The organism is Spiroplasma phoeniceum P40 (assembly GCF_003339775.1).
Classification (GTDB): Bacteria; Bacillota_I; Bacilli_A; order Mycoplasmatales; family Mycoplasmataceae; genus Spiroplasma; species Spiroplasma phoeniceum.
In genome coordinates, this window is the sequence record NZ_CP031088.1 from 812,667 (window position 1) to 834,026 (window position 21,360).

At 23.7% G+C, this 21,360-nt stretch carries 29 protein-coding genes; 11 read left to right on the forward strand and 18 right to left on the reverse strand.

Annotated features, from left to right (window positions below; translation table 4 throughout):
* The first annotated feature begins 41 nt into the window (after nucleotides 1–41).
* From SDAV_RS05135 to SDAV_RS05160, 6 genes are all read left to right on the forward strand, one after another.
* Nucleotides 42–401, forward strand: a complete 360-nt coding sequence (locus tag SDAV_RS05135) for a hypothetical protein (protein ID WP_114564345.1) — start codon at nucleotides 42–44, stop codon at nucleotides 399–401.
* Nucleotides 401–1,918 carry a hypothetical protein gene (locus tag SDAV_RS05140; RefSeq protein WP_114564346.1) on the forward strand — a complete coding sequence of 506 codons (1,518 nt, stop codon included), beginning with the start codon at nucleotides 401–403 and terminating at the stop codon, nucleotides 1,916–1,918. The genes SDAV_RS05135 and SDAV_RS05140 overlap by 1 nt, the downstream gene beginning before the upstream one ends.
* A 4-nt stretch (nucleotides 1,919–1,922) precedes the next feature.
* Nucleotides 1,923–2,222, forward strand: coding sequence for a hypothetical protein (locus SDAV_RS05145; protein ID WP_114564347.1), 300 nt, complete (start codon nucleotides 1,923–1,925; stop codon nucleotides 2,220–2,222).
* 67 nt (nucleotides 2,223–2,289) lie between these two features.
* Complete coding sequence (locus tag SDAV_RS05150; protein ID WP_114564348.1) at nucleotides 2,290–2,760, forward strand: hypothetical protein; 471 nt, start codon at nucleotides 2,290–2,292, stop codon at nucleotides 2,758–2,760.
* A 3-nt stretch (nucleotides 2,761–2,763) separates the two neighbouring features.
* The gene (locus SDAV_RS05155; protein WP_114564349.1) at nucleotides 2,764–4,614 is read left to right on the forward strand and encodes a hypothetical protein; all 1,851 of its coding nucleotides are present in this window, start codon (nucleotides 2,764–2,766) and stop codon (nucleotides 4,612–4,614) included.
* A 428-nt stretch (nucleotides 4,615–5,042) separates the two neighbouring features.
* Entirely contained in the window at nucleotides 5,043–5,267 is a 225-nt protein-coding gene (locus SDAV_RS05160) for a hypothetical protein (protein WP_114564807.1), read from the forward strand.
* 7 nt (nucleotides 5,268–5,274) lie between these two features.
* Here the strand turns inward: SDAV_RS05160 and SDAV_RS05165 are convergent, their stop codons facing one another.
* Nucleotides 5,275–6,189: a hypothetical protein gene (locus tag SDAV_RS05165; RefSeq protein ID WP_114564351.1), complete on the reverse strand. Its 915-nt coding sequence runs from the start codon at nucleotides 6,187–6,189 to the stop codon at nucleotides 5,275–5,277.
* Nucleotides 6,190–6,248: 59 nt separating this feature from the next.
* On the opposite strand from SDAV_RS05165, the gene SDAV_RS05170 reads away from it, so the two are divergent.
* Together SDAV_RS05170 and SDAV_RS05175 are read left to right on the forward strand one after the other, a co-directional pair.
* Entirely contained in the window at nucleotides 6,249–7,655 is a 1,407-nt protein-coding gene (locus tag SDAV_RS05170) for a hypothetical protein (protein ID WP_114564352.1), read from the forward strand.
* Nucleotides 7,655–10,546: a hypothetical protein gene (locus tag SDAV_RS05175; protein WP_114564808.1), complete on the forward strand. Its 2,892-nt coding sequence runs from the start codon at nucleotides 7,655–7,657 to the stop codon at nucleotides 10,544–10,546. Before SDAV_RS05170 ends, SDAV_RS05175 begins: the two co-directional genes overlap by 1 nt.
* Before the next feature lie 16 nt (nucleotides 10,547–10,562).
* Here SDAV_RS05175 and SDAV_RS05180 read toward each other — a convergent pair whose 3' ends face one another.
* The 3 genes from SDAV_RS05180 to SDAV_RS05190 form a co-directional block, all read right to left on the reverse strand.
* Complete coding sequence (locus SDAV_RS05180) at nucleotides 10,563–10,922, reverse strand: hypothetical protein (protein ID WP_114564809.1); 360 nt, start codon at nucleotides 10,920–10,922, stop codon at nucleotides 10,563–10,565.
* A gap of 103 nt (nucleotides 10,923–11,025) precedes the next feature.
* Nucleotides 11,026–11,670 (reverse strand): hypothetical protein, encoded by a 645-nt coding sequence (locus SDAV_RS05185; protein WP_114564810.1) that lies wholly within the window; start codon nucleotides 11,668–11,670, stop codon nucleotides 11,026–11,028.
* Between the two features lie 16 nt (nucleotides 11,671–11,686).
* Nucleotides 11,687–12,025 carry a hypothetical protein gene (locus SDAV_RS05190; RefSeq protein WP_114564811.1) on the reverse strand — a complete coding sequence of 113 codons (339 nt, stop codon included), beginning with the start codon at nucleotides 12,023–12,025 and terminating at the stop codon, nucleotides 11,687–11,689.
* Nucleotides 12,026–12,207: 182 nt separating this feature from the next.
* Between SDAV_RS05190 and SDAV_RS05195 the strand changes: the two genes are divergently transcribed.
* The 3 genes from SDAV_RS05195 to SDAV_RS05205 are packed head-to-tail and all read left to right on the forward strand — an operon-like array spanning nucleotide 12,208 to nucleotide 14,600.
* Nucleotides 12,208–12,546 (forward strand): hypothetical protein, encoded by a 339-nt coding sequence (locus tag SDAV_RS05195; protein WP_114564812.1) that lies wholly within the window; start codon nucleotides 12,208–12,210, stop codon nucleotides 12,544–12,546.
* Between the two features lie 45 nt (nucleotides 12,547–12,591).
* Nucleotides 12,592–13,998, forward strand: coding sequence for a hypothetical protein (locus SDAV_RS05200; RefSeq protein WP_114564813.1), 1,407 nt, complete (start codon nucleotides 12,592–12,594; stop codon nucleotides 13,996–13,998).
* 2 nt (nucleotides 13,999–14,000) lie between these two features.
* Nucleotides 14,001–14,600 (forward strand): hypothetical protein, encoded by a 600-nt coding sequence (locus SDAV_RS05205; protein WP_114564814.1) that lies wholly within the window; start codon nucleotides 14,001–14,003, stop codon nucleotides 14,598–14,600.
* Between the two features lie 25 nt (nucleotides 14,601–14,625).
* On the opposite strand, the gene SDAV_RS05210 is transcribed toward SDAV_RS05205, so the two are convergent.
* The 14 genes from SDAV_RS05210 to smpB form a co-directional block, all read right to left on the reverse strand.
* Complete coding sequence (locus SDAV_RS05210; protein ID WP_114564815.1) at nucleotides 14,626–14,811, reverse strand: hypothetical protein; 186 nt, start codon at nucleotides 14,809–14,811, stop codon at nucleotides 14,626–14,628.
* Between the two features lie 75 nt (nucleotides 14,812–14,886).
* Entirely contained in the window at nucleotides 14,887–15,054 is a 168-nt protein-coding gene (locus SDAV_RS11965; protein ID WP_186823475.1) for a hypothetical protein, read from the reverse strand.
* A gap of 101 nt (nucleotides 15,055–15,155) precedes the next feature.
* Entirely contained in the window at nucleotides 15,156–15,929 is a 774-nt protein-coding gene (locus SDAV_RS05215; protein WP_114564359.1) for a DNA-methyltransferase, read from the reverse strand.
* Nucleotides 15,919–16,407, reverse strand: a complete 489-nt coding sequence (locus tag SDAV_RS05220) for a hypothetical protein (protein ID WP_186823476.1) — start codon at nucleotides 16,405–16,407, stop codon at nucleotides 15,919–15,921. Before SDAV_RS05220 ends, SDAV_RS05215 begins: the two co-directional genes overlap by 11 nt.
* On the reverse strand, nucleotides 16,392–17,303 hold the full coding sequence (locus tag SDAV_RS05225) for a recombinase RecT (protein WP_114564817.1): 912 nt from the start codon (nucleotides 17,301–17,303) through the stop codon (nucleotides 16,392–16,394). The genes SDAV_RS05220 and SDAV_RS05225 overlap by 16 nt, the downstream gene beginning before the upstream one ends.
* A 1-nt stretch (nucleotide 17,304) precedes the next feature.
* Nucleotides 17,305–18,075, reverse strand: a complete 771-nt coding sequence (locus SDAV_RS05230; protein WP_114564818.1) for a hypothetical protein — start codon at nucleotides 18,073–18,075, stop codon at nucleotides 17,305–17,307.
* Entirely contained in the window at nucleotides 18,075–18,413 is a 339-nt protein-coding gene (locus SDAV_RS05235) for a hypothetical protein (RefSeq protein ID WP_114564819.1), read from the reverse strand. Before SDAV_RS05235 ends, SDAV_RS05230 begins: the two co-directional genes overlap by 1 nt.
* Entirely contained in the window at nucleotides 18,413–18,661 is a 249-nt protein-coding gene (locus SDAV_RS05240) for a hypothetical protein (protein ID WP_114564117.1), read from the reverse strand. Before SDAV_RS05240 ends, SDAV_RS05235 begins: the two co-directional genes overlap by 1 nt.
* Nucleotides 18,661–18,969: a pentapeptide repeat-containing protein gene (locus SDAV_RS05245; RefSeq protein ID WP_114564820.1), complete on the reverse strand. Its 309-nt coding sequence runs from the start codon at nucleotides 18,967–18,969 to the stop codon at nucleotides 18,661–18,663. The genes SDAV_RS05240 and SDAV_RS05245 overlap by 1 nt, the downstream gene beginning before the upstream one ends.
* A 1-nt stretch (nucleotide 18,970) precedes the next feature.
* Nucleotides 18,971–19,108 (reverse strand): hypothetical protein, encoded by a 138-nt coding sequence (locus SDAV_RS11970; RefSeq protein WP_157092848.1) that lies wholly within the window; start codon nucleotides 19,106–19,108, stop codon nucleotides 18,971–18,973.
* 1 nt (nucleotide 19,109) lies between these two features.
* On the reverse strand, nucleotides 19,110–19,280 hold the full coding sequence (locus SDAV_RS11975; RefSeq protein WP_186823477.1) for a hypothetical protein: 171 nt from the start codon (nucleotides 19,278–19,280) through the stop codon (nucleotides 19,110–19,112).
* Between the two features lie 13 nt (nucleotides 19,281–19,293).
* Complete coding sequence (locus SDAV_RS14035) at nucleotides 19,294–19,422, reverse strand: hypothetical protein (RefSeq protein ID WP_281268794.1); 129 nt, start codon at nucleotides 19,420–19,422, stop codon at nucleotides 19,294–19,296.
* Nucleotides 19,423–19,926: 504 nt separating this feature from the next.
* A complete protein-coding gene (locus tag SDAV_RS05250) occupies nucleotides 19,927–20,178 on the reverse strand; it encodes a hypothetical protein (RefSeq protein ID WP_114564821.1) in 252 nt (83 codons plus the stop codon).
* A gap of 740 nt (nucleotides 20,179–20,918) precedes the next feature.
* A complete protein-coding gene (gene smpB, locus SDAV_RS05255) occupies nucleotides 20,919–21,350 on the reverse strand; it encodes an SsrA-binding protein SmpB (protein WP_114564822.1) in 432 nt (143 codons plus the stop codon).
* Nucleotides 21,351–21,360: the final 10 nt, after the last annotated feature.

Here is a 21,360-nt window from a genome sequence, read left to right on the forward strand (position 1 = left end):
TATTTTTTTGTAGAATGGTGATGACAAAAGAGGTAAAAAAGATGGCAAAAGTAGATAAAAAGTGATGAATAATGGCAAATTTAACAAAAATAAAGCAAAAATTAACAAAATTTGATGAATATTGTAAAGAAAATAATATTAAACTTGCCACAAAAGAAACCTTATTAATCTTTTGTAATTTAGAAGAAGATGAATATAATACCTTAAAAGACACTAATTTATTAGCATTTAATGAACTTAAAATGAAAATACGAATATTAGAAAATAATATAAAATTACATCTCTTAAATGAAACTAAGGGGGGTGTATCTGTATATGCTCAGTATTATGGTCGTGAAAATGAAAGTGAAATAAATTATGCTCCCCCAGTAATTAACATAACAGATGGGAGAAACATATAATGGCAATGTTATATGAATATAGTTATCTTAATAAGATAGTAATTAGTTTGTTAAATAATACTGAATATATTGCAGATGAGATTAATTTAGCAGGTAGTCGTAAAGCAGGTAAAACATATTCTATTGATGAATTAATAGCATTATTAAGTTGTGTAGTATTAGCACATAAAGATAAAAAAATAGCAATATATGGTTTTAGATTAAATAGTGCTGATACTGCTGAAATGCAACAAGATATTCAAGATGCATTAGATAAAATAGGTTTAATTCTTAATCCTACTAAAAAATGAAAAGGTGGTCATTATCAATATAATGCTAGGTTTAATAAACCTACTTGATTATTTCCTAATGGTAGTTTTATTAAATTACAAGGAGCAAGAAAAAGTAATTCATCGCAAGTATTAGGTAAAGGAACAGCACGAGCAAATGGTGCTGATTTATGTATTATTTGATTAGAAGAAGCAAATGAATTTAGTAAAGCAGAAAAAGAAGCAATTATGCAAGCAGTTCGTGATTATAAAAAAATGATATTAATTACAAGTACTAATCCTGATAGTATTTATCAAGATCATATTGATTATTTAAATAAATTAATGCCATTTAATCGTAAAGAATTAGAAAGTAATGGTGAGCAAATATCTAAATTAATAGTGCCAGTCTTAGATCCTAAAACAGGTCAAAAAGCATATGATAAAAAAGTAATTAATCATTATACTAATTATTTAATTAATAAAGATAATTTAAATTATGATGAATTAATGAAATTATATGAATTAAAAGCAGAATGACCTAAAAAATATGAGGTTTGAGGAATTGGAATGCCAGGTGCATTAGATGGTAGTATTTTTGCTAATTATTTATTTAGTAAATTATATGATTTTGAACCAGTTAATTTTAGAGCAGGCTTAGATTTAGGTTATGCTGAATCACCATTAGGACATGCTACTCATGCAATTTTAATAGGAATAGATAAAGATTATAAAAAAATGGCACCATTAATGGAATATAAACATAGTAATGCTGAAATGGTACAAAAAGATATAATGAAAGTTTTACATGAAATAGTACATTTTTATATAATATGTGCTACACAGTGAAATGATTTATATAATGGTTTAGAAATAAATGTTGATACTGGTGGTGGTCATTTAGTAGAGGTTGATACATTAAATAATATTAGACGAAAGTTTTTCCCTGATGCTAATTGATTAAGATTTAAACCAGTTAATAAAGAAATATGATATAGAACTGATAGAATTGATGCTATAATCATCCTGCTAAATAAGAATTATTTACAAATTAGTCAAAGATTAACACCAGAATTATTTAAAGATATGTTAAAAATGGAATGAAGAAAACCGCCAGCAAATAAATCTACTTATAAATTAGAAGATAATAAATTATTTGATGATGGTTTCGATGCTATGACTTATGCTGTTATGGATATAATGGAATATTTTATAAAAACACTAGATAATCCATTTTTAATAAGTAAACAATTTGGAAAGCGAGGTTAAAATTATGGCAAAAAAACAAATTAAAAAAAATGTTGAAAAAATGCGAATGGATAAAAATATTTGTTGAATGATAATTGATGGTAAAGAATGTTTTAAAAAAGTAAGTAAAAATTGAAATGGTATTGGTGTTCCTGCTTGTGAAGAACATACTAAAATATTTCAAGAATTAATGAAAGAAACTTATGATTATGGTGTAAATAATCAAAAAGAATATTTAGATCAATATGAAAAAGGTTTTAAAAAAGGTATTGAAGAAACTAGAACTGAAATTAAGAAAAAATATCCACAAGTTTACAAAAATTAAAATGATGGTAAGATGGTGACGATAGTTTTTGAAATTTTCTATAAAAAAATAATGGAGGGATTAAAGTATGTCAAACTTTAAATATGAATATAAAGAAAATATGACACAAGATGAAATTAATGCTTTATTAGAACAAAAAGAAAAGCAAATATTATCTAATGTCTTACCAAGTGTAGAAACTCGTATTAAAACTGAAACTGAAAAACAATATGAAGAAAAAATTAGTAATTATCAGTCAAAAATAAAAGAATATGAGTTATCACAAGTACCACAAGAAAATCGTAAATTAGTTGAAGAACTATTAAATAGTGGTAAAGATATGGAATATGTTAAAACTAACTTTAAAGATTTAATTGAGAAAAAACCACAATTAGATATGAAAAACCTAATGAATGGTGGAATTCAAATTAAAGATGAAAATATGTTTATTGAAGAATTATCACAAAAAATTAAAGAAAATTTACAAGATAATCATAATATTCCCATTAATGAAAGAATTAAAAACTTAGTTCAAAAAGAATACCAGAAAGGAAAATAAAATATGGCATCAATTATAGGATTACATGAAGGGTTTGTTATTGGTAATGGAGTAGCAAATTTAACAAAAGAAGGACATTTATTATTATCAGCACAAGAAATGCGAGTAAAAAATATTTTAACTAATCCTGATTATTATACATTTCACCGTTTAACAGCAACAGCACAATCAAGTCCTAATATGGAAAGTGCAGATTATGCAGTAGCAATTTATACAATTCCAGAACGATTATTTTATGGTGATTCAGAATGAAATCACGAAAAAGGAAATCCAAAACAAAATCAAAATGCTAAGCGTGGTCGTTTAGTAATTGATCATACTATTGGTTTAAAAACACAATGAAGACGATTTGATTTAGATCGTTTAAAAAATACTGACCCATCATTACGCGGTGAATTAGTAGCAAAATGAACTGGTTCAATTACAGAAAATATGATGTTTAATTTAGAATTATACTTTTTAAAAGGTGTAATTGATAATTATATTGCTAGATCAAAATTTAAACCTGATTATGCTTTTATTTATGACACAAGTACAATTAAAACTCAACAAGATGCATTAGATTTAATGTATAAATTAGCACATCGTATGACTGATGAAACAAGAAAAATTAATGCATCTCAAATTGGGACAAATACTAGTGATTGAGAAATGATATGAGAACCACATTCATATTTAGATTTAACACGAGCATATACTCAATTAATTGGTGAAAGTATTTCAGCAAATACAATGGTAACAGGTACTTTATTCCAAGATAAAGTAATGGGTTATATGATTTCTAAATCATTATGACTTGGGCAAGAAATTGAACCTTTATATGGTAAAACATCAGATGGGCAATTACAAGTTAATTTAGAGGGAATGAATAGAACTCGTGGATTTGATTTATCTATTGATAAAAAAATTGAAGGACTTGTAATTCATAGAGAAAATGCAGCAATGATTACTATTTTTACTGAAAATATTAGTTATGTTGATAATGATACACAAGAACCAGCATTTACAAGTCGTGTATTATTTTCATTACCTGCTTTAACAAGACCTGAATTAGGTTTCTTAATTGTTAAAGAAATGTTTACAGAACAAGAACAAAATGATGCCATTGCTCGTTTATGAGATAATACTAATACTACTAGTGATAGTTGACAAAAATATAATGAATTTACTGGTGAATGAGAAAACGAATTAACTTATCAATTATTAGATTATGATCCAAATTATAAAGATTTTTATAATCCTATATTTAAAACTGCAATGCAAAATACTATTAATAATATTAATAATTTAGATGTAGATCAAACAGCATTAAATATGGATGTTAAGAAAAAATATCATGAATTCTTTGGAATTATTCCATCAACTCTTGACACAGCAGAAATTAAAAAATTATTTGATAAAGTATTAGATAATAATTTAACTACATATCAAAAAAACAAAGTTATATCATTTATGCGTTCTGCCATAATATTAAGTGATGGTAAAAATGATTATCCAATTCAAATAAATTCAGCAGGTATTTATTTACCAGTTAATGAAATTGTAAGTGGAAATATTTATTTACATATTAATGCAGGTGTTATTGATAATCAAAATATTAATGATAAAAAAATATTAATTAATAGTACAACAAAACCTGCTTTATCAACAGTTATTACAACACCTAATTTAGGTCAAATTACAATGGTTGGTGATACACCAACTACTGCTGAATTAGAAACTGCTATTAAAGCAAAAAATACTAATTATCAAACTGGAGATGCAACATTCTCTAATATTACATCTACTGGCACATTAGCAACTGGAAATCCAAATAAATATAGTGGAACAGTTTCTTTAATTTATTCAAAGTAAGTAGTGCCGTAGATATTCACGATAAAATTAAAAATGTTGATAGTTTAACAAATGATGAAATAATTAAAGGAATTATTGTACCTCAAAAAGTATCAAGTGAAGATTTAAGACCGCTTTTAAATGATAAAGTTTTAAAAGCAGTTAAAGCGGTTGATGCAAGTTTAACAGCAGATGATTATGATTGATGACCGTTATATTATCAAGGTGAACCATCAAGTTATGATATTACTACAACAGATATTTATGTTGATATTTATATTGCTGGTAAAAATAAAGCAACTGGTGTTTCACAAGTTCAGTATTATAAAGTACAAAAAGTAAATCAAATAAGTATTAAACAATTTAATAAAGATAATATTGGAACTTTAAAAACACCTTGATATAGTGATGTTCCTGATTTAACTAAAAAAGCAGATGTAATTACTGAAATGAATACTGGTCTTATTAAAGCAATTCAAAAACTTAATGCTGGTTTAACAACTTCAGATTATATTGTTAATATTTTAGATTATGATGATTCAATATTTAATGATAGAGATGAGGGTAATTTTAGCAATAATGTTTCGGTACCATATATTTTAATTGGTACAAATTGATTAACTGGTGAAACAACAGGAATGGAAATTACAGTTCCTGCTGCTACTAAAAAATAAAAAGGATTTATTTCCTTTTTATTTTATTTTTTGTTGTATTTATTGGGTTTTTAATTATATTAAATCCTTTTTTAATTTCATTATAAAGATTAATTGTTTTTGGTTTTGATATTATTTTAGTATGTAATTTTTGATAACCTAATTTTAAATTAGTAGCATATTGTTTTTGTTGTGTTAATCAATTTTTATTATCTATATATTGTTTATGATTATTTAATTTAGCATCTTTTGTATTATAAAAATTAGTACTATAACGATTTATTTCTTTATTTAATTCTAATAAGTTTTTATTAATTCTACTTGCTCTTAATTTAACATCTCCGCTACCTTTATTTTGTTGTGTATATATTTGTCAATTAACATATTCTCTTAATTCACTGCGTAATCATACATGTAATCACATATTTCAAAATACTGATCCTGATCCAGTTCCATTTTTACCAGTTGCTGATTTCATTGCTTGTCATACTTGAATGTGTACTTTTGGATATGTATATGGTCCATATCATCTTTTTTGTTTATCATTATCTGATTGAATTAAAATAGTTAAATTACCTATTAATTTTTGTTTATTAGTTATTTGAAAAAATCCCTTTTTACATCAACTACTAGATAATATAGTTCAATTACTTTCTGTTGGTGTTAATGAATTTATAATTTCTTTATATTTATTTTTATCTAAAAAACTAATATCTTTAAATAATTGTATTTCTAAACTTTTAGGTAATTTTGCTAATAAATCACTTAATATATTAGGATTTAAATAATATTGAATTTGTGCTAATTGATGTTCAATATCTTTAATGCTTTGTAAAATTGATTTTATTTTAGAATTCCCATATTTTTCTAATAATTTTATAATTCTTAATGCTATTTTAGGATTTTCTAAAATACTAGTAATTAATGTTAATAATTTTCACATATTTTGACACTCTCCTTATGGTGATTATATAATGGGTGATGACAAAAAGAGGTGTAAAAATGAATAATGAAATAGATTTTAAAGAATTAAATAAACAACCCGAATATTTAAATTATTTGGAAAAAGGAAAATACCCAATATTATCAGAACAAAAATATTATATTGATATTCCTTGAATTATTGCTAATAGAAAAGCAGCTCCATTAACTATTGGACAAGGTCTAATGTTTAATTGTGATAATGATGATACACAAGATTGAATAGAAGAATGATACGAAAAAAACTATGTTTATTCTAAATTATTTCAAAATGAATTAGCAAATAGTTTATATGGGCGTAGTGTAATGTATTTATTAAAAACAGAAACTGATGATTTAACTATTGATGTTGCACCTATTGGTTCAAGTGTTCGTATTGCTAAATATTCAGAAATAGAACAATATGCAGAAATGTGAATATTACCTGCTCAATCTGATTATATGTGATATCAAAAAGTACAATTTTATCCAAGAAAAGCAAAAATAACTTATTATACTGCAAAAGATTTAGAAATTGGTATTTGACAAACTTATGGTGAATTAGAAAGTAAATTAAGACCAGTTTCTATAATGGAATATGATACTGGAATAGATATATTACCTATTGTTGAATTTACAAATTTACCTAAATTAGTTCAAGGTACAAAAACAACAGCAGATGCTGTGCCCGATTGTTTACCTGTATTTAATTTAATTAAAGATGTACAAGATAATATTTATTATAAAAGAATTGAAAGAATTATTAATCGTACTCATTTTGTAGGACGAAAAAATACATCTCCACTTGGTGATAATGATAATGGTAATGGTGATGAAGAATTAGTACAAGCAGATGCTTTAATTAGTAGTACAGTTCAACAATATGCTATGACTGGTACTACTGGTGTTGGTTTAATTCATGCTCAACAAAATTATACTGAAATAACTATTGATAGTGATTATTCTATGAAAATGATATTTAATGGTGCAGGTTATGAATATGATAATTTTTCAGGGAATAATTATACAAATAAAACAGAGTCATTAATGAATAATAAATTAGATATTCATACTACTTTACAAAAAAGATCTTTACGATTTCCTAAATTATATCGCTTATTTGATTATATATTTAAGCATTATAAAAAATGAGATAGTTTAGATGATAACAGTCAGAATAATGATAATTTTAGACCTTATACCTTAGAATTTATAGATATATCAATAGTTAATGAAATTACTCAATCTGAGGTAATTGATAGACAAATAAATAATGGAACTATTACTCATGTTAGAGCAATTCATAAACAAGAAAAAGTAACAAATAAAAAAGCAAGAATGATGTATGAAGAAATTAAAAAAGAACAAAAAGAACAATTAGATCAAGAAATGAGTTATATTGATGATAATCAAACAAGAGAAGAAGATATTAAAGGAGATATACAATAATGCAAGTACCTAATATTAATAGTATTTTTAAAAACTTAAATGAAAGAATAATGGATAATAGTGTTAGATCTGATTTAACTAAATTAGATATTGATATTAAAAGTAATTATTTCTTTTTTCCATTTATTATTAAAACTGGTTTAGTAAATATTACTGATAAAGGTTTTCAACCTAATAATGGAGTACCACAAAACTTTACACAAATGTCACAAATATTTACTGGGAAAGAAGGAATAATAGCACAATGAAAAAATGCTATTAAAATTAGATCTCGTGCTATACCTGATATTTGAAATTATGATTTTTTCCAAAATAATAAAGATTGATTTACTTATTCTATTAATGAATTTAAAAATAGTTTAACGGATAAAGTTAGTTATTTATATATTACTAGTACCGAAAAAACTTATTTATGAGATGCAACAAAACAAGTTTTTATTAATAAAGATAATCCTGATAATAATTATCCAGTTAATGATATTTGAGAAAAAATTAATAATGAAAATGGTTTTAATGTTTATGTTATGAATTTACAAAAAATTGATAAAGCATTAGATAATTTTGCTATTAAAAGAAAATTTAAAGGTGATGCTTATAAATGTCATATTGTTAATATTAATGATACTGTTGAATTTTCTAAATTAGGTGGTGAAGAATATTTTGGCGAATATAATGCTTGATATCTTGATCGTACAATTACGATTGAAACTACTTATAATTTTCAAAGAGAAGATTTTTTAAGATTTTATTTAGTTCCTTTACAATCTGATAAAGAAGATGTTGATGATAATTTATTAATGTTTATTTCAAATGCTCAACCAAAATATAATGATTTAAATGAATTAGTATATTGAGTTATTACTTTTAGTTATGTTAAAGATTATATTAATACTACTGGACAAACTATTCAGCAATTCGTACAATTTTCAGCACCAGGTGAGGGTTATGTAATACCTAAAATAATATGAGATGATTTAGGTATTCCAAAAGATTATATAATTAATGAGAAATTTACTGGTGATCGAGGTATTAAAAGTATTCAAATTAGTTTATTAGGTAATAATGCTTTTTCAGCACCAGTTATATTTGGTCGCCCTATTGAAAATTTAGGGAAATGAAATGAAAAAGTATACCCAAGTCGTAGACTATTTATTGAAAGTATTAAAACACCAATTTCAGATCCAATTACTAAAAATAGTAAACCTCTTTCTACTTATTATTTGACAAATGCTATACCCGCTATTAATGGTCAATATGATAATTGATTAAAAAGAAAACAAGGACAAACAAACCAAGAAGTTAAAAAGAATTATGAAGGTTATTTAAATACTGATAGAGATTTAACACAAGCAACTAATCCAAGTAATTTAACAGTTAAAGATAAGGATTGACTATTTAAGAATAAAGATGTAATAAATATAGAATATGATGTTAGGCCAAATGGGTATTTTAGATATAATAAAAAAACTGGAATTGTTAATATTAATCCATCTAAACATTCAAAAGGAACTTTTAAAGATATGTTAAATTTATTTTCAATAATGAATAATCATATTATTAGTTTGCCAATAGATATAAATGAAAGTGTTGTTTGAACACAAAGAGATATACCCGTTATTGGTAAATTTTTAAATGCAATAACTTTTGGAATACCTATTTATTGAAAAATTATAGATACAAACACTAATTTAAATTACCCTAATATTAAAACTGGTATTCCTTTATTTATAGGTAAATCAAATTATACATTTTATGATGAAAGTTATTGACCTAGTGTTATTATTGACAATAAAGAAACATCAAAAAATCAGGGTAATATACCACTTGATGTTTTTAGATATAATACGCAAGATGAGGTTAATGATATTATTAATGCATCATCAAGCAACACAAGTATGGCATTTACTTTAACAGATAAAATAAAATTACATAAATATAATAAAGAAAATGGTACAAGTTTAGGTTATCAAAATGTATCAAGTATTTATTTAGGTCAATATGATTATGAAGATAATAATATTGTTTATTTAGCAGATGGTCAATTTGAAGCATTTAGTGCTTTAAGTGAAAACTTTTTAACAGATATTAATGGATATACTTATATTATTGATGCTATTGGATTTTATAATATTGGTAAAACTGCTTGCAAAATTTATATGTTTACAGATGATATAGATCAATTTGAACCATTTAGTATTATGGATTATCAAATTAGTTTACAAACAACATCTTTATATAATAATTCAGTACGAGATTGATTAACAATATATCCTTTAAGTTATTTAGATCAATTTATAGATGATAATGTAATACATGAATGACCACAAACTTTTCCACAACCTGAACCTGATTTAAATTTATATCCTATTGAAATTGATTTAAGCAAATTAACTGTAAATTTAGATATTTATGCAAATATTAATGATCAAGAAGGAAAGGAAAAAACCTATAATGTAGAGTATGAATTATATGATTTTTCAAAACAAGGTATAAATAATTGACAACAAGTAGTAAAAAATTATCATAGTTTCTATATAACTAATTTAAATACATCATTGCCTAATAATTTAAATGTTTATGCAAAAAAATCTAAATCTGATGATATAGTAGATGTAGCAAAAAATGATTTAAGTTTAGCAAATTATATAGTTTTAAATGATATTACAACAGATGGTTATGCTCCTTTAAATTATTCATTTTATAAAAGTGATAATGTTGCTCGTGTAAAAATATTATGTAAATTATTATTTTATAGAGATGGTGTTAAGTTAAAAGTTAAATTTAGTGTAATATTAAATGCTAATATTTATCATAGTGCATTGTTTGGTGATATTTGAGGTTATTTATCTATGGCTACAAATGCCACTACTAAAATTACTTTAAAAAAATAAAAAAAATGTCTTTTTGTTATTCTTTAACAATTACATTTCCATCTTTATCAATATCTAAACTAGGAGATTTATTTTCTTCTCCATTTCAACGATAAACTTTTATCCATGAGTTAGACCAAGGCAATTTAATATTAACATCTGGATTATTATTTATTCTTTTTGATATTTTTATATTATTAGAGTTATCTTTATATATCATGTAATATCATTTATTATCTACTAATTCATTAAAAGGTTTTTCCTGTTTTGTTATTCATTCTAAAACACCATCGTTTGTTTTTATATTATTTTTTTCTTTTAAATCTGCCAATTCTTTTTCAGTATATTGTGCTTTATTACACCCAACTACGCTTGTTGTACTTGTTCCTATTAACAATATTCCCCTAAAATACTTAATAATCTTTTCATTGTAGAATTATCCTCCCTTTATTGTCACCATCATACCATCAACAAAGTTAATTTCAATATTTATTTAAAATTTATATACCATAATTATATTTTTTATTTAAAATACTAAATATTTTATAAACTTTATCACTCAATTTTTCTTCTGACTTTTCATTAATTTTTCATTCTTTCATAATATTATTTAATGCTAATTTTCATTTTTTTTCTAAATTACTATATATTTCTTTATTAATTTTTTTATCTTTTATAACTTCATAAAATTCTTGCACATTTAAATTACTTAATAATTTTTCTAATTTATTATTATCTTCTTCTTCTGATAATTGAATGGCAATAAAAACTCTAATTACTAAATTTTTTAAACCTGAATCTGCTTTCTTTATAAAAGAAATAAATTTTTTTGTAAAATTATATACTTCTTTATTTTTTGAAAAAATATTTGCTGTTGAATGTAGTTCATCTTTTACTAGTTTTTTTATTTCTTCTTTACTTTTTCCAATAAAATCTAATAATCGATCTTTAATTTCAATAAAACTATCTAAAAAAATTACTGCTGCGGAATTATAAATATTATTTTCTTTAATTGTTGAATTATATTTTTCAAGTTCTTTGCTATAATCATACAAAATATCATAAATTTCATTTTCTAAAATTTTCTTTCTTGTTTTTAATTTTAATTCTTCCAATTGATTATAATTAATTTTATTGTTTTTCATTTTTTTCACATCCCTACTATAATTTATTTTTCTCTAAAAAATCTTTTAATACTGAGCCATTAACTTTCTTTTGATTTTTATTTTGATTAATTTTTTCTTTTACTTCTTTTTTCTTTTTTTCTTTTTTAATTTTTTCTAAAATATCATTTTGAGGGTTTTTTTCTTGTTTAATACATAAATTATTTTCAATAATTTTAAGTATTGTCATTCAACGTTCTTGCTCGTATTTTAATTTAATTTTTTCTAAATCATTTTTTACTCTAGTAGACCTTATACCAAATAGTATTGTTAGTAACGTACTTATTACACTTAAAACACTTCCTATTAAACCAAAAATGCTCGATCAATTATCCATAAAATTTTTAACTTTCTATACATATAAAAACCCTCTCTTTTTATTAACTTAATTATATAACAAAATTATACAACAAAAATAAAAAGGGTTGCATATATTTTAATTTTTAATATTGTTGTTGATTATTTTTATCTTGATGCTAAGATGGTGATGTGAAAATTAAGAAAGGACGATAAAAAAATATGAGTACAGAACTTTTAATTGGTATTGGAGTTGGAATTGCTTTTGGTGGGGTTTTAGGTTATAAAGGATTAGAACTTTTAATTAAAAAAATAATTAAAAATAAAGTTAAAGAGTCTGCAAATAAAGTGGTAGGACAAGAAACATTAGATGCTATTCATTTAGGTTTATTGCAAACTGCTAATACTTTGGGTCTTGGTAATACTGAATGAGCACAAGTATTAGAAACAAATAAACCTGTTAGTGAAGAAGAATTTAATCATATTGTTAAATTACAAAGAGCAAAGAAATCAATTTCTAAAAAAGATATTAAATTATCGGATAAAACAATTAAAGTCTAAAAAAGACTTTTTTTGTTTATAATGGTGATGCGAAGAGGTGAAATTATGGCAGATATAACAAAATTAGAAAGTTTTAAATTAATAACATTAGAAGAGTTTAAAAATTGAGAGGGTTTTGATAAATTAGTAGCACAATATGGTAAAAAACTTTATGATGATACTATTTCAAATTATTTAATTGAGGGTATTACAAGAGCAAGTTTACAATTAGATAGTATTTGTGGTTATCGTTTAGAAACTGAGTTTCCATTGCTTGATCCTAATAGTGAAATTGATAAAAAGCGGATTAATTATGTAAAAATTGCTTGTTGTTTGCAAACTCAATATTTAATAAGAACTGGGATTGAATATTCAAATGGTGGTGAAAATAGTAGTGATAGTGTTGCAAGTTATACATATCCTAGTAATATGAAGATAGAATTTTCTCCTGATATTATAAGTTTATTAGAAAAAGCAAAGTTTTATAAATCACAAACTATAACTAAAATAAACCCTGATAATTATGGTTTTAAAAATGAATATAATACTGGATTTGTGCAACCTGATACTAATCATAAAGATCGACCAATTATGTTAAGTGAGGCAGATGCTAAATATGTATGAAAAAATAGTATGTTTACATCTAATACTTTATCTATTATTCCATGATCTAGTACTGAAAAAAGTGGAATATGACAAATTGAAATATCAAGGGAATTATTAGCAAATTATATTGATAATTATATAAAAAATATTTCCGTTAAACTTGATAATAAAAGTATTATATATAATTCTAATAATGAATTATCAGTGCCTTTTGATAATGATACGATTTATTATGAAAATAATGTATGAAAAGCAAAACAAGGTGGTGATATACCATCTGATGTTATTAAAGATAGTGATTTAAATAAAGATTATATTGATAAAGAAGATGGAAAATATATTGTTAAAAAAGCACAAAGTGGTAGTTCAATAACAGTTAATGCCCCGTTACATCAAAAAGATGATAGTAGTTTAGAATTATTATTATCAGATGAATTTGATATTGAAAATAATAAATTATCTTTAGATAAAGGTTTAACAGATACTATTGACCAAATGTTAAAATGAGTGCTTGAAATAAATAAAAAAATAAAATGAGAAGAAGTACCGATATCATACACACCTGATAGTTCAACTTATATTGATATTCCTGAATTTTCAGAAGAATATCGTTATCAAGTTAGAATGTCACCAACTAATCGGAGTACATCTGAAGGTAACTTACGACTTGATCCGCCTTATTTTACAGAAAAAAAAGCAAATAAAACTTTATCTAAACGCCAATCAATCGCTTTTATTGATGATATGGATAAAACCCATTATAGTATTTCACTATATAATGCTACTGGTCGAGTTTATTTAACTGATGGTAATGCTGGTAATAATGTAAAAATAAATAGTGTTCGGGTTTTACGACAAGAGGTGTAAATATGATAGATAAAGAAAATATTATTATTAAAAATGAAAATGGTACTTATTGACAAAGATTAGGTTTTGAACAAAGAAATCCAAGTCAAAGTTTTAAAGCATGAAAAAATCGTAAGTTTTTAAAATATGATAAATATCCATTTCATATTAAAAAAGCATATATTATGCGATATAATGCACTGTCAATTTTATATCATACACCATTTTTAAGTTTATATGGTTTATTTTTTACTAGTTTACATTTTAATTGAATACCAACATTAGAACCAGTTAAAGAGTTTATGTTTGGTCAGCACAATATAACTGATGGTGGTTTTTTTGGATATGCTGGGATTGTTATATCATATCCAATATTACATGGTACTGCTTGATTAACAACAAAAATACCTAAAATACCAGCAATTAAATTACCGATTGGTAAATGTTTAGAGCAAGTTTATAAAATACCAAGTTATATCTTATATTTAATATTATTTGGTTGATTAATATTTCGTAAATATCTTAAAAAACATAATGTTAATATTTGTCATAATTGTAAACAAACAATAGAACAAGTTGAAAGTTGAAATGAATATTGTCTTAAAAAAAGATGAAATAAATAACATTTAAAAAAATAACCAATTAAGGTTATTTTTTATCTGTTTTTAAGATAATTAAATTCTTTTCACCATATTTATTGATTAAATATTCTCAGTCTCATGTTGAATTTATATTTACATCTTCAATATCAGTACCAGTTATATATTCACCAAGAGGAGTTTTACATGGTCGTTTACCTTGTTCTGAATGATAACACAAAATATATTTATTCATTATTATATCTCCCATCTTTTATTGCATTTCTTTTTATAACAACACTTTAATCTTTTATGCTTATAAGACTTTCTTTTATTTACTTTCATCTTCTTTATTATTTACAATATAGTAATTGATAAAATGCTGTACTCGTTGGTTATGTGTATATAATTCGGGTAATTCATTTCATATTTTTGCTTGTTCTTTATTTAAGTAAACATTAATATTTCTAATTACAACTTGATGATTTTTTGTTTTCATTTTTAAATAACCTTTTATAACAAACATAATGCATTACTTTATTATTTTTAGAAACAATATTACCATAATTAATATTTTTATTACATTCATTACATTTTATTTTAATAGAATAATGTTGGTTGAACATACTTTAATCGCTCCTTTGTTAATTTATAATATTTTTCATTAATTTCTATTCCAATTCAACGCCGATTTAATTGTTCACAAGCATACGCGGTTGTACCACTTCCTAAAAAACAATCTAATACAATATCTCCAACTTTACTATGCTTATTTATTTGTAATTTAATTAAATTAATATCTTTAATAGTAGGGTGTTTTATATTTCCTATAAATTGATTATTGCTATTAGTAATTTGATAAATAGTCTGCATATCTTGATTTCAAACATTACTATAACTAATTGGGTTTTTGTAAATATATAAACATAATTCTTTATCTTTACGATATGCAGCATTAGTAGGTGCATCATTTGTTTTTTTGTAAATTATTAATTCAAACTTTAAGTTATAATTTTCTATTTCAATTAAATAATCTTTTAATTGTTGTTTTGATAAATAAATTATAAAATTTGGTTTTTTAATAATTCGCATTCATTCTTTAAAATATGATGGTATATCAAAACTACTAATAAATTCACCCTGTAAAAATTCAAGTTCCCTTTTACGAATTTGATATTGAATATTAGAACAATTAGGATCTTGTATTTTTTTTAAATTATATTTAATATGCTTTTCTTTATTTTCTAATTTTTTAGCAATATCAGGGTAAAGGTAAGGTGGATCAGTTAATATTAAATCAATACTTTTGTCAGATATTGTTTTTAATATTTCTAAACTATCACCAAAATATAACTGACCTAATTTAGTTTTCATAATTAGCAATTATAATTGCATCGCGGAGATGATTACTTATTTTTTCATTATTATAAAATCAACCTTTACCATATTGATAAGTTAAATTAGTATCTTTATCATATTTTCATAAACAACTATCATTATATTTACTTAAATTTTTAATATTTTTAACAACTGATTTAGTATATTTTGGTGATACTCAATTAATTTCAATTTGTAAATCATTTAATTTAATTTCTAATGCACCTAATAATCGTAATAAATCATCTCTATCTTTTGACCCATTAGCATTTGTTGGTAAACAATTTTCAATATTAAATTTATATGAATTTTTATATCTAAATGCAGAAAATGAATCTATTATAAACTCTAATTGTTTTAATCAATTATTATATATAATTTCAATTTTTCTAATAATTTTATTATCTTCATAAATAACAATACCAGTAGTACCAGTTCCTGATGGGTCAATACCTATTTTTATCAAGTTGCTCACTCCTCATCATTATTAACTGCTGGTACTACATTTGAGATATCTTCTTCTTTAACGACATTATCGTTAGTGTCTGCTATTTCTGGATAAGATGGGTTATTTATATTATTTGATAAGGGTTCATCGCTAATTTGCCCTTTATTTTTGGCGACATTAGTATCATTATCAATATAAATATTTTCATCATTAGTAGTAATAACTGATTGATCTGATTTATATGCTTGTTGTAATTCAACAGACATAATACCTCATTTTCTTAATAATGATGTTAATACTGTTTTTAATGCCATTTCATCAAAAGTAGCAATATAAAATGATTTATTTTTAGCATAAGTTTTAGAATATTTCATAAAATGATTTTCCATTTGTTCTTTTGTCATATATAAAGTTTTTTCAAAACCATTAACCATTTTAAAATATGCTACATATCCAATAATGGGTAATTTTTCTCGTTCATTTTCATTTTGATTTCAATTAAAACTAGTTCCTTTTAAACGGTCATAATTTACTAATTCACCAACTCTAACATCTGTTACTGCTATATCTAAATATTGTCCACTTCTTTGTGCTAATTGAATATAACCTTTATAACCCATTTGAAATTGTGCTTGATTAATTCATTCTTGTACTTCACGACCATTAATAATTCTTGTTATTTTAGTATTATATGGAACAACATAAGCATAACCAAATTGTTTTTCCATTGGTAAATTTAATAAAACACCTTGATAACAAGCAGTCATAATAGTTCTTGGGTCTGCTTTTTGTAATAAATCATTACTATTTGAGATTGCTACAATATTACTTTTAAATCTTGCAATTTCATTTTCATTAGAAAATTTACTTTTTATTCATTCATTTACCTTATCTGTTTTTAAAAATTCAACAATATTTGTCATTTTATTTCACTCCTTTAATTTGAATATTTATTCCTTTAATACCAACTACTTTATTATCAGTATTTGTATCTCATTGTGCTTTAATTGTATTTTTAACTAATTTTTCATCAATAATTAAATATTTAATTAATTGTTTTAATTCATATTGATTAGCATTTTCTAAAAAATCATCATCAATCCCTAATACTTCAATATCTTTTATTAATAATTTTTCTTTAATTAAATTAATACCAACTTTTTTTAATTGTATTGGTTCTAATGATTTATCAATTTGCTCAATTTGTTCCATTACACGAACTTGTTCATCTTGAATTTGGTCTATATCAAGACCCATATCTGGTGTTAAACTATTTACTTTTTCAATTAATTCTTGTTTTTTTAATTCTTGTTCTTTTAAAAACTCATTTTGCTTTTGAATTCGCACTTGATTAATATTATTTTTAATTTCAATTTTATGATTTTCAATATATTTTTCAAAATGAATAATATTAGTATGAATACGATTTAAAGCATCTTTAAATTCTTTAACTGGATCTAATGGTTCTTTAAAAACAATATCAATTTTAGTTAATGTTGATGGAATATCTTTTAAATGCACATCTTTATAACCAGTCGTATTATATTGATTACGATGTCTGTATATAAATTCTGCTAATTCTTGTCCATTTTCATCAATTCATTTTTTAATATTTAATGCTTTTAAACTTAATTCTTTAAAATCATTACCTTTAATTGCAAAAGGAAAAGAAACATTTTGAACTATATTTTTCATTATTTTTCCTCCTTACTAGGTAATTTGTCATATTTAGAATTATCTTTTAAAATTAGAATATACTTTGATAATTGTTCTTCTGTTGGTTCTTCTTCATCTTCAACTATACATTGGTCTCAATGTCCGTGATAACTACAATAATATTGAGCATCAAAATCTTCTTTATATAATATTTGTTGTTTTAATTCATCAAGTTCTTTTTTATATGTTTCTAAAATATTTTCAAATATTTCTTTATATGATTCAAGAATAACAGGAAAAGTCAAATCCCCATATTTCCCCGAATCATCTGCTCAATCTAATTGGTCTTTTATTAATTCTTTAACTGTTATATTCATTATTCATCGTCCTTACTAGGTAATTTGTCATATTTAGAATTATCTTTAAGATAAAATGTTATTCCATTATCGCAGCAAATTGAACTATGTTCTCATAAACAAGTTACTTTTTGAAAATCTTCTTTATATAATATTTGTTGTTTTAATTCTGTAAGTTCTTCTTTAAGTACATCATTATCACAAAATAAACAATAATCAGAGTTAATTTGATTAACAGGGCATTGACATTTTTTACAATATTTTGCCATTATTCATCCTCCTTAATAACAGTTAATTGGTCTAATTGTTTTTTTGTAATTCTAGCACCTAATAAACAAGCATTTTCTAAATTAGCACCTACTAAACAAGCATTTTCTAAATTAGCACTTCGTAAATTAGCATATTCTAAATTAGCACATCATAAATCAGCACATCATAAATCAGTACCTTGTAAATTAGCACTTCGTAAATAAGCACCTCGTAAATCTAATGTTTTAATTGCTAAATATTTACTGATTTGATTTTGTTCAACATCAATTCCTGTTAAATCTTTAATTAAAGCTTGTAATGTTTTCATTTTATAATTCCTCCAAATTCTTTTCTGCAATTAAAGTATCAATATAGTCATAAGCACTTTCTTCTGAATGACATTCTTCTAATGCTTCATTAAATAAATCTTCTTTTGTGTAAACTTTGCCATCTTCATCTTTTCACATATTATTCACATCCTTGTCATTTAATATTTTCGTTTTCTAAATCAATAATGGTTGTTAATCATTCATTTTCATTTTCAACACTAGCAGTAATTTTTGCTTCTTTTAATGTATAAAACGATTTAGTTAGAACTTCATTTTCAAATTTCATTACTAATAAGTATCTTTTTTCCATAATTTAATTCCCCCTAATTTTGTTTTCCTAATGCTCAATGTTCATCAGTAATTTCATTGTGTGTAGGGATATATTTATTTTGTTTATCACATTTAAAGCAATAACCTCAATATCTTTTTTTAAGACAATATTTCTTTTTCATATTTACCTCCTGATTATTAATTTTGGTAATTGTTGGTATATTAACTACAATGTTCTACAATTTGTAGTTGTTTGTATAGTTAAGACGCCATATAATTACATTTCTTCATCCGCACCATTTCAGGTCAAAGCGTTCAGTTTTTAAAATAAATTCACTCGCACCTTGAAGAACCTAATGCTAATCGCAAATTTATTTATAAAGTGACCATCTCTATTTTTATTGTGGTTTGATGTTGACCTCGCACTTATCACCACTATCGCTTATTAAAGCGTCTATTATTTCCAGACTGATTACTGTTGGGTTAGACCACCAAAATATCTATTAAATTGTTAGATTGTTTTTCAAATAAAAAAACAACCCTTTAACAAGAGTTGCTTTTTTCCTACTTCATCCTTTATTCTACAAATTTAAACATTTTTTAACTTGTCTTTGATATTTAAAATTTTGAAAAAAATAAAAGTGTTCTTTAAAATTTTCTGGTTTTTTGCTTTCTACTTTTTCTTGTTAAAGTTCAGTAAAAGTTTTTTTACTATTATTAAATATTTCATGTTTTAAACTAATAATATTATTTAATAGTTTTTTAACAAAATTATCTTCCAATTGTTTAGACGATGTTCTTTTTTCTATCTTATTTTGATTATTAATCTGCTTATTCTTTAATAATGTCCAGTAATTAAAAATTACATCATAAAATTCATTTTTAATAAATCCATTAATAAATTTTGCTTGTAATTTTTCTTTATCTTTATAAGTCATAATTTTTCTCCTAAACATTATTATTTTCATATGACTTTTTTATTTTAAAAGCATCTTTTAACTAATATCGGGTTCATTGGAGGTTGTTATTTCCCCTTCCATTCTTTCATATGATTGATCTTTATTACTTTGGTTAAATAATTTTATAAAACCATTAATTGCATTGTCAATTGTGGAAGATGTTTTGTTTATTAGAATTTCCATTATTCTTGAATGATTTTCTATTAACTTTTTATGTATTTCATCAATTTTTACTTCATTTAGTTGATTATTTTTATTAGCAATAAAGTAAATATTGAAGAAATAATTGTACTTATGAATGATAAAGAAGCAACAATAACGGTAACTATTTCTCCCATATTCATTTCTACTTCATCTATTATTTATACTTTTATTATAACTTCTAACAGTTTTACACTCATATATTAACTAAAAAATAATATATTTCCTTATTATTAATCATATTTATTATAATTATTTCTTCTTTTGTTTTAATTTTATATATAAAATTCCTCCCTTTTCTTTAAAATCATAACTGTCTTAAAAATTGTTTTTTAAAAATAATGAAAATTTATTATTTTGTGCCCCATAATTTTTGGGATTAAAATCTGGAATTTTTCGAAGTAAATTTTCAATAATTATAGAAAACTGAGTAAACCCATCATTATTTTTATCATTTTCTTTAATTATTGAATTTACTACCTCAATTAATTCTTTTTTACCTTCTAACTTTTTAAAAATTAATATTTCCGAAGTAAGCGCTCATTATCGCGTTGCTTAATTGTTTCTCGTTTATCATAATTCTTCTTCCCACGAACTAAAGCAATTTCTAATTTAGCATAATTATTTTTAAGATATAACTTTAATGGTACTAATGTTAAACGTTCTAATTTAATTCGTTGCAAAATTTTTTTAATTTCTTTTTTATGCAAAAGTAATTTTCTAGTACGATCAGCATCTGGTGCATATGATGTTGAAAATTTATATTGAGCAATTATCATATTGATAACAAAGGCCTCATTTTTTCTAATAATAACAAAGGCCTCATTAATTGATACATCATTATTACGAATTGACTTAATCTCACTGCCTGTCAAAACAATACCAGCTTCATAGGTTTCAATAATTTCATAATTATACCGTGCTTTTTTATTAACTGTAATTGTCAACATTAATATCAAC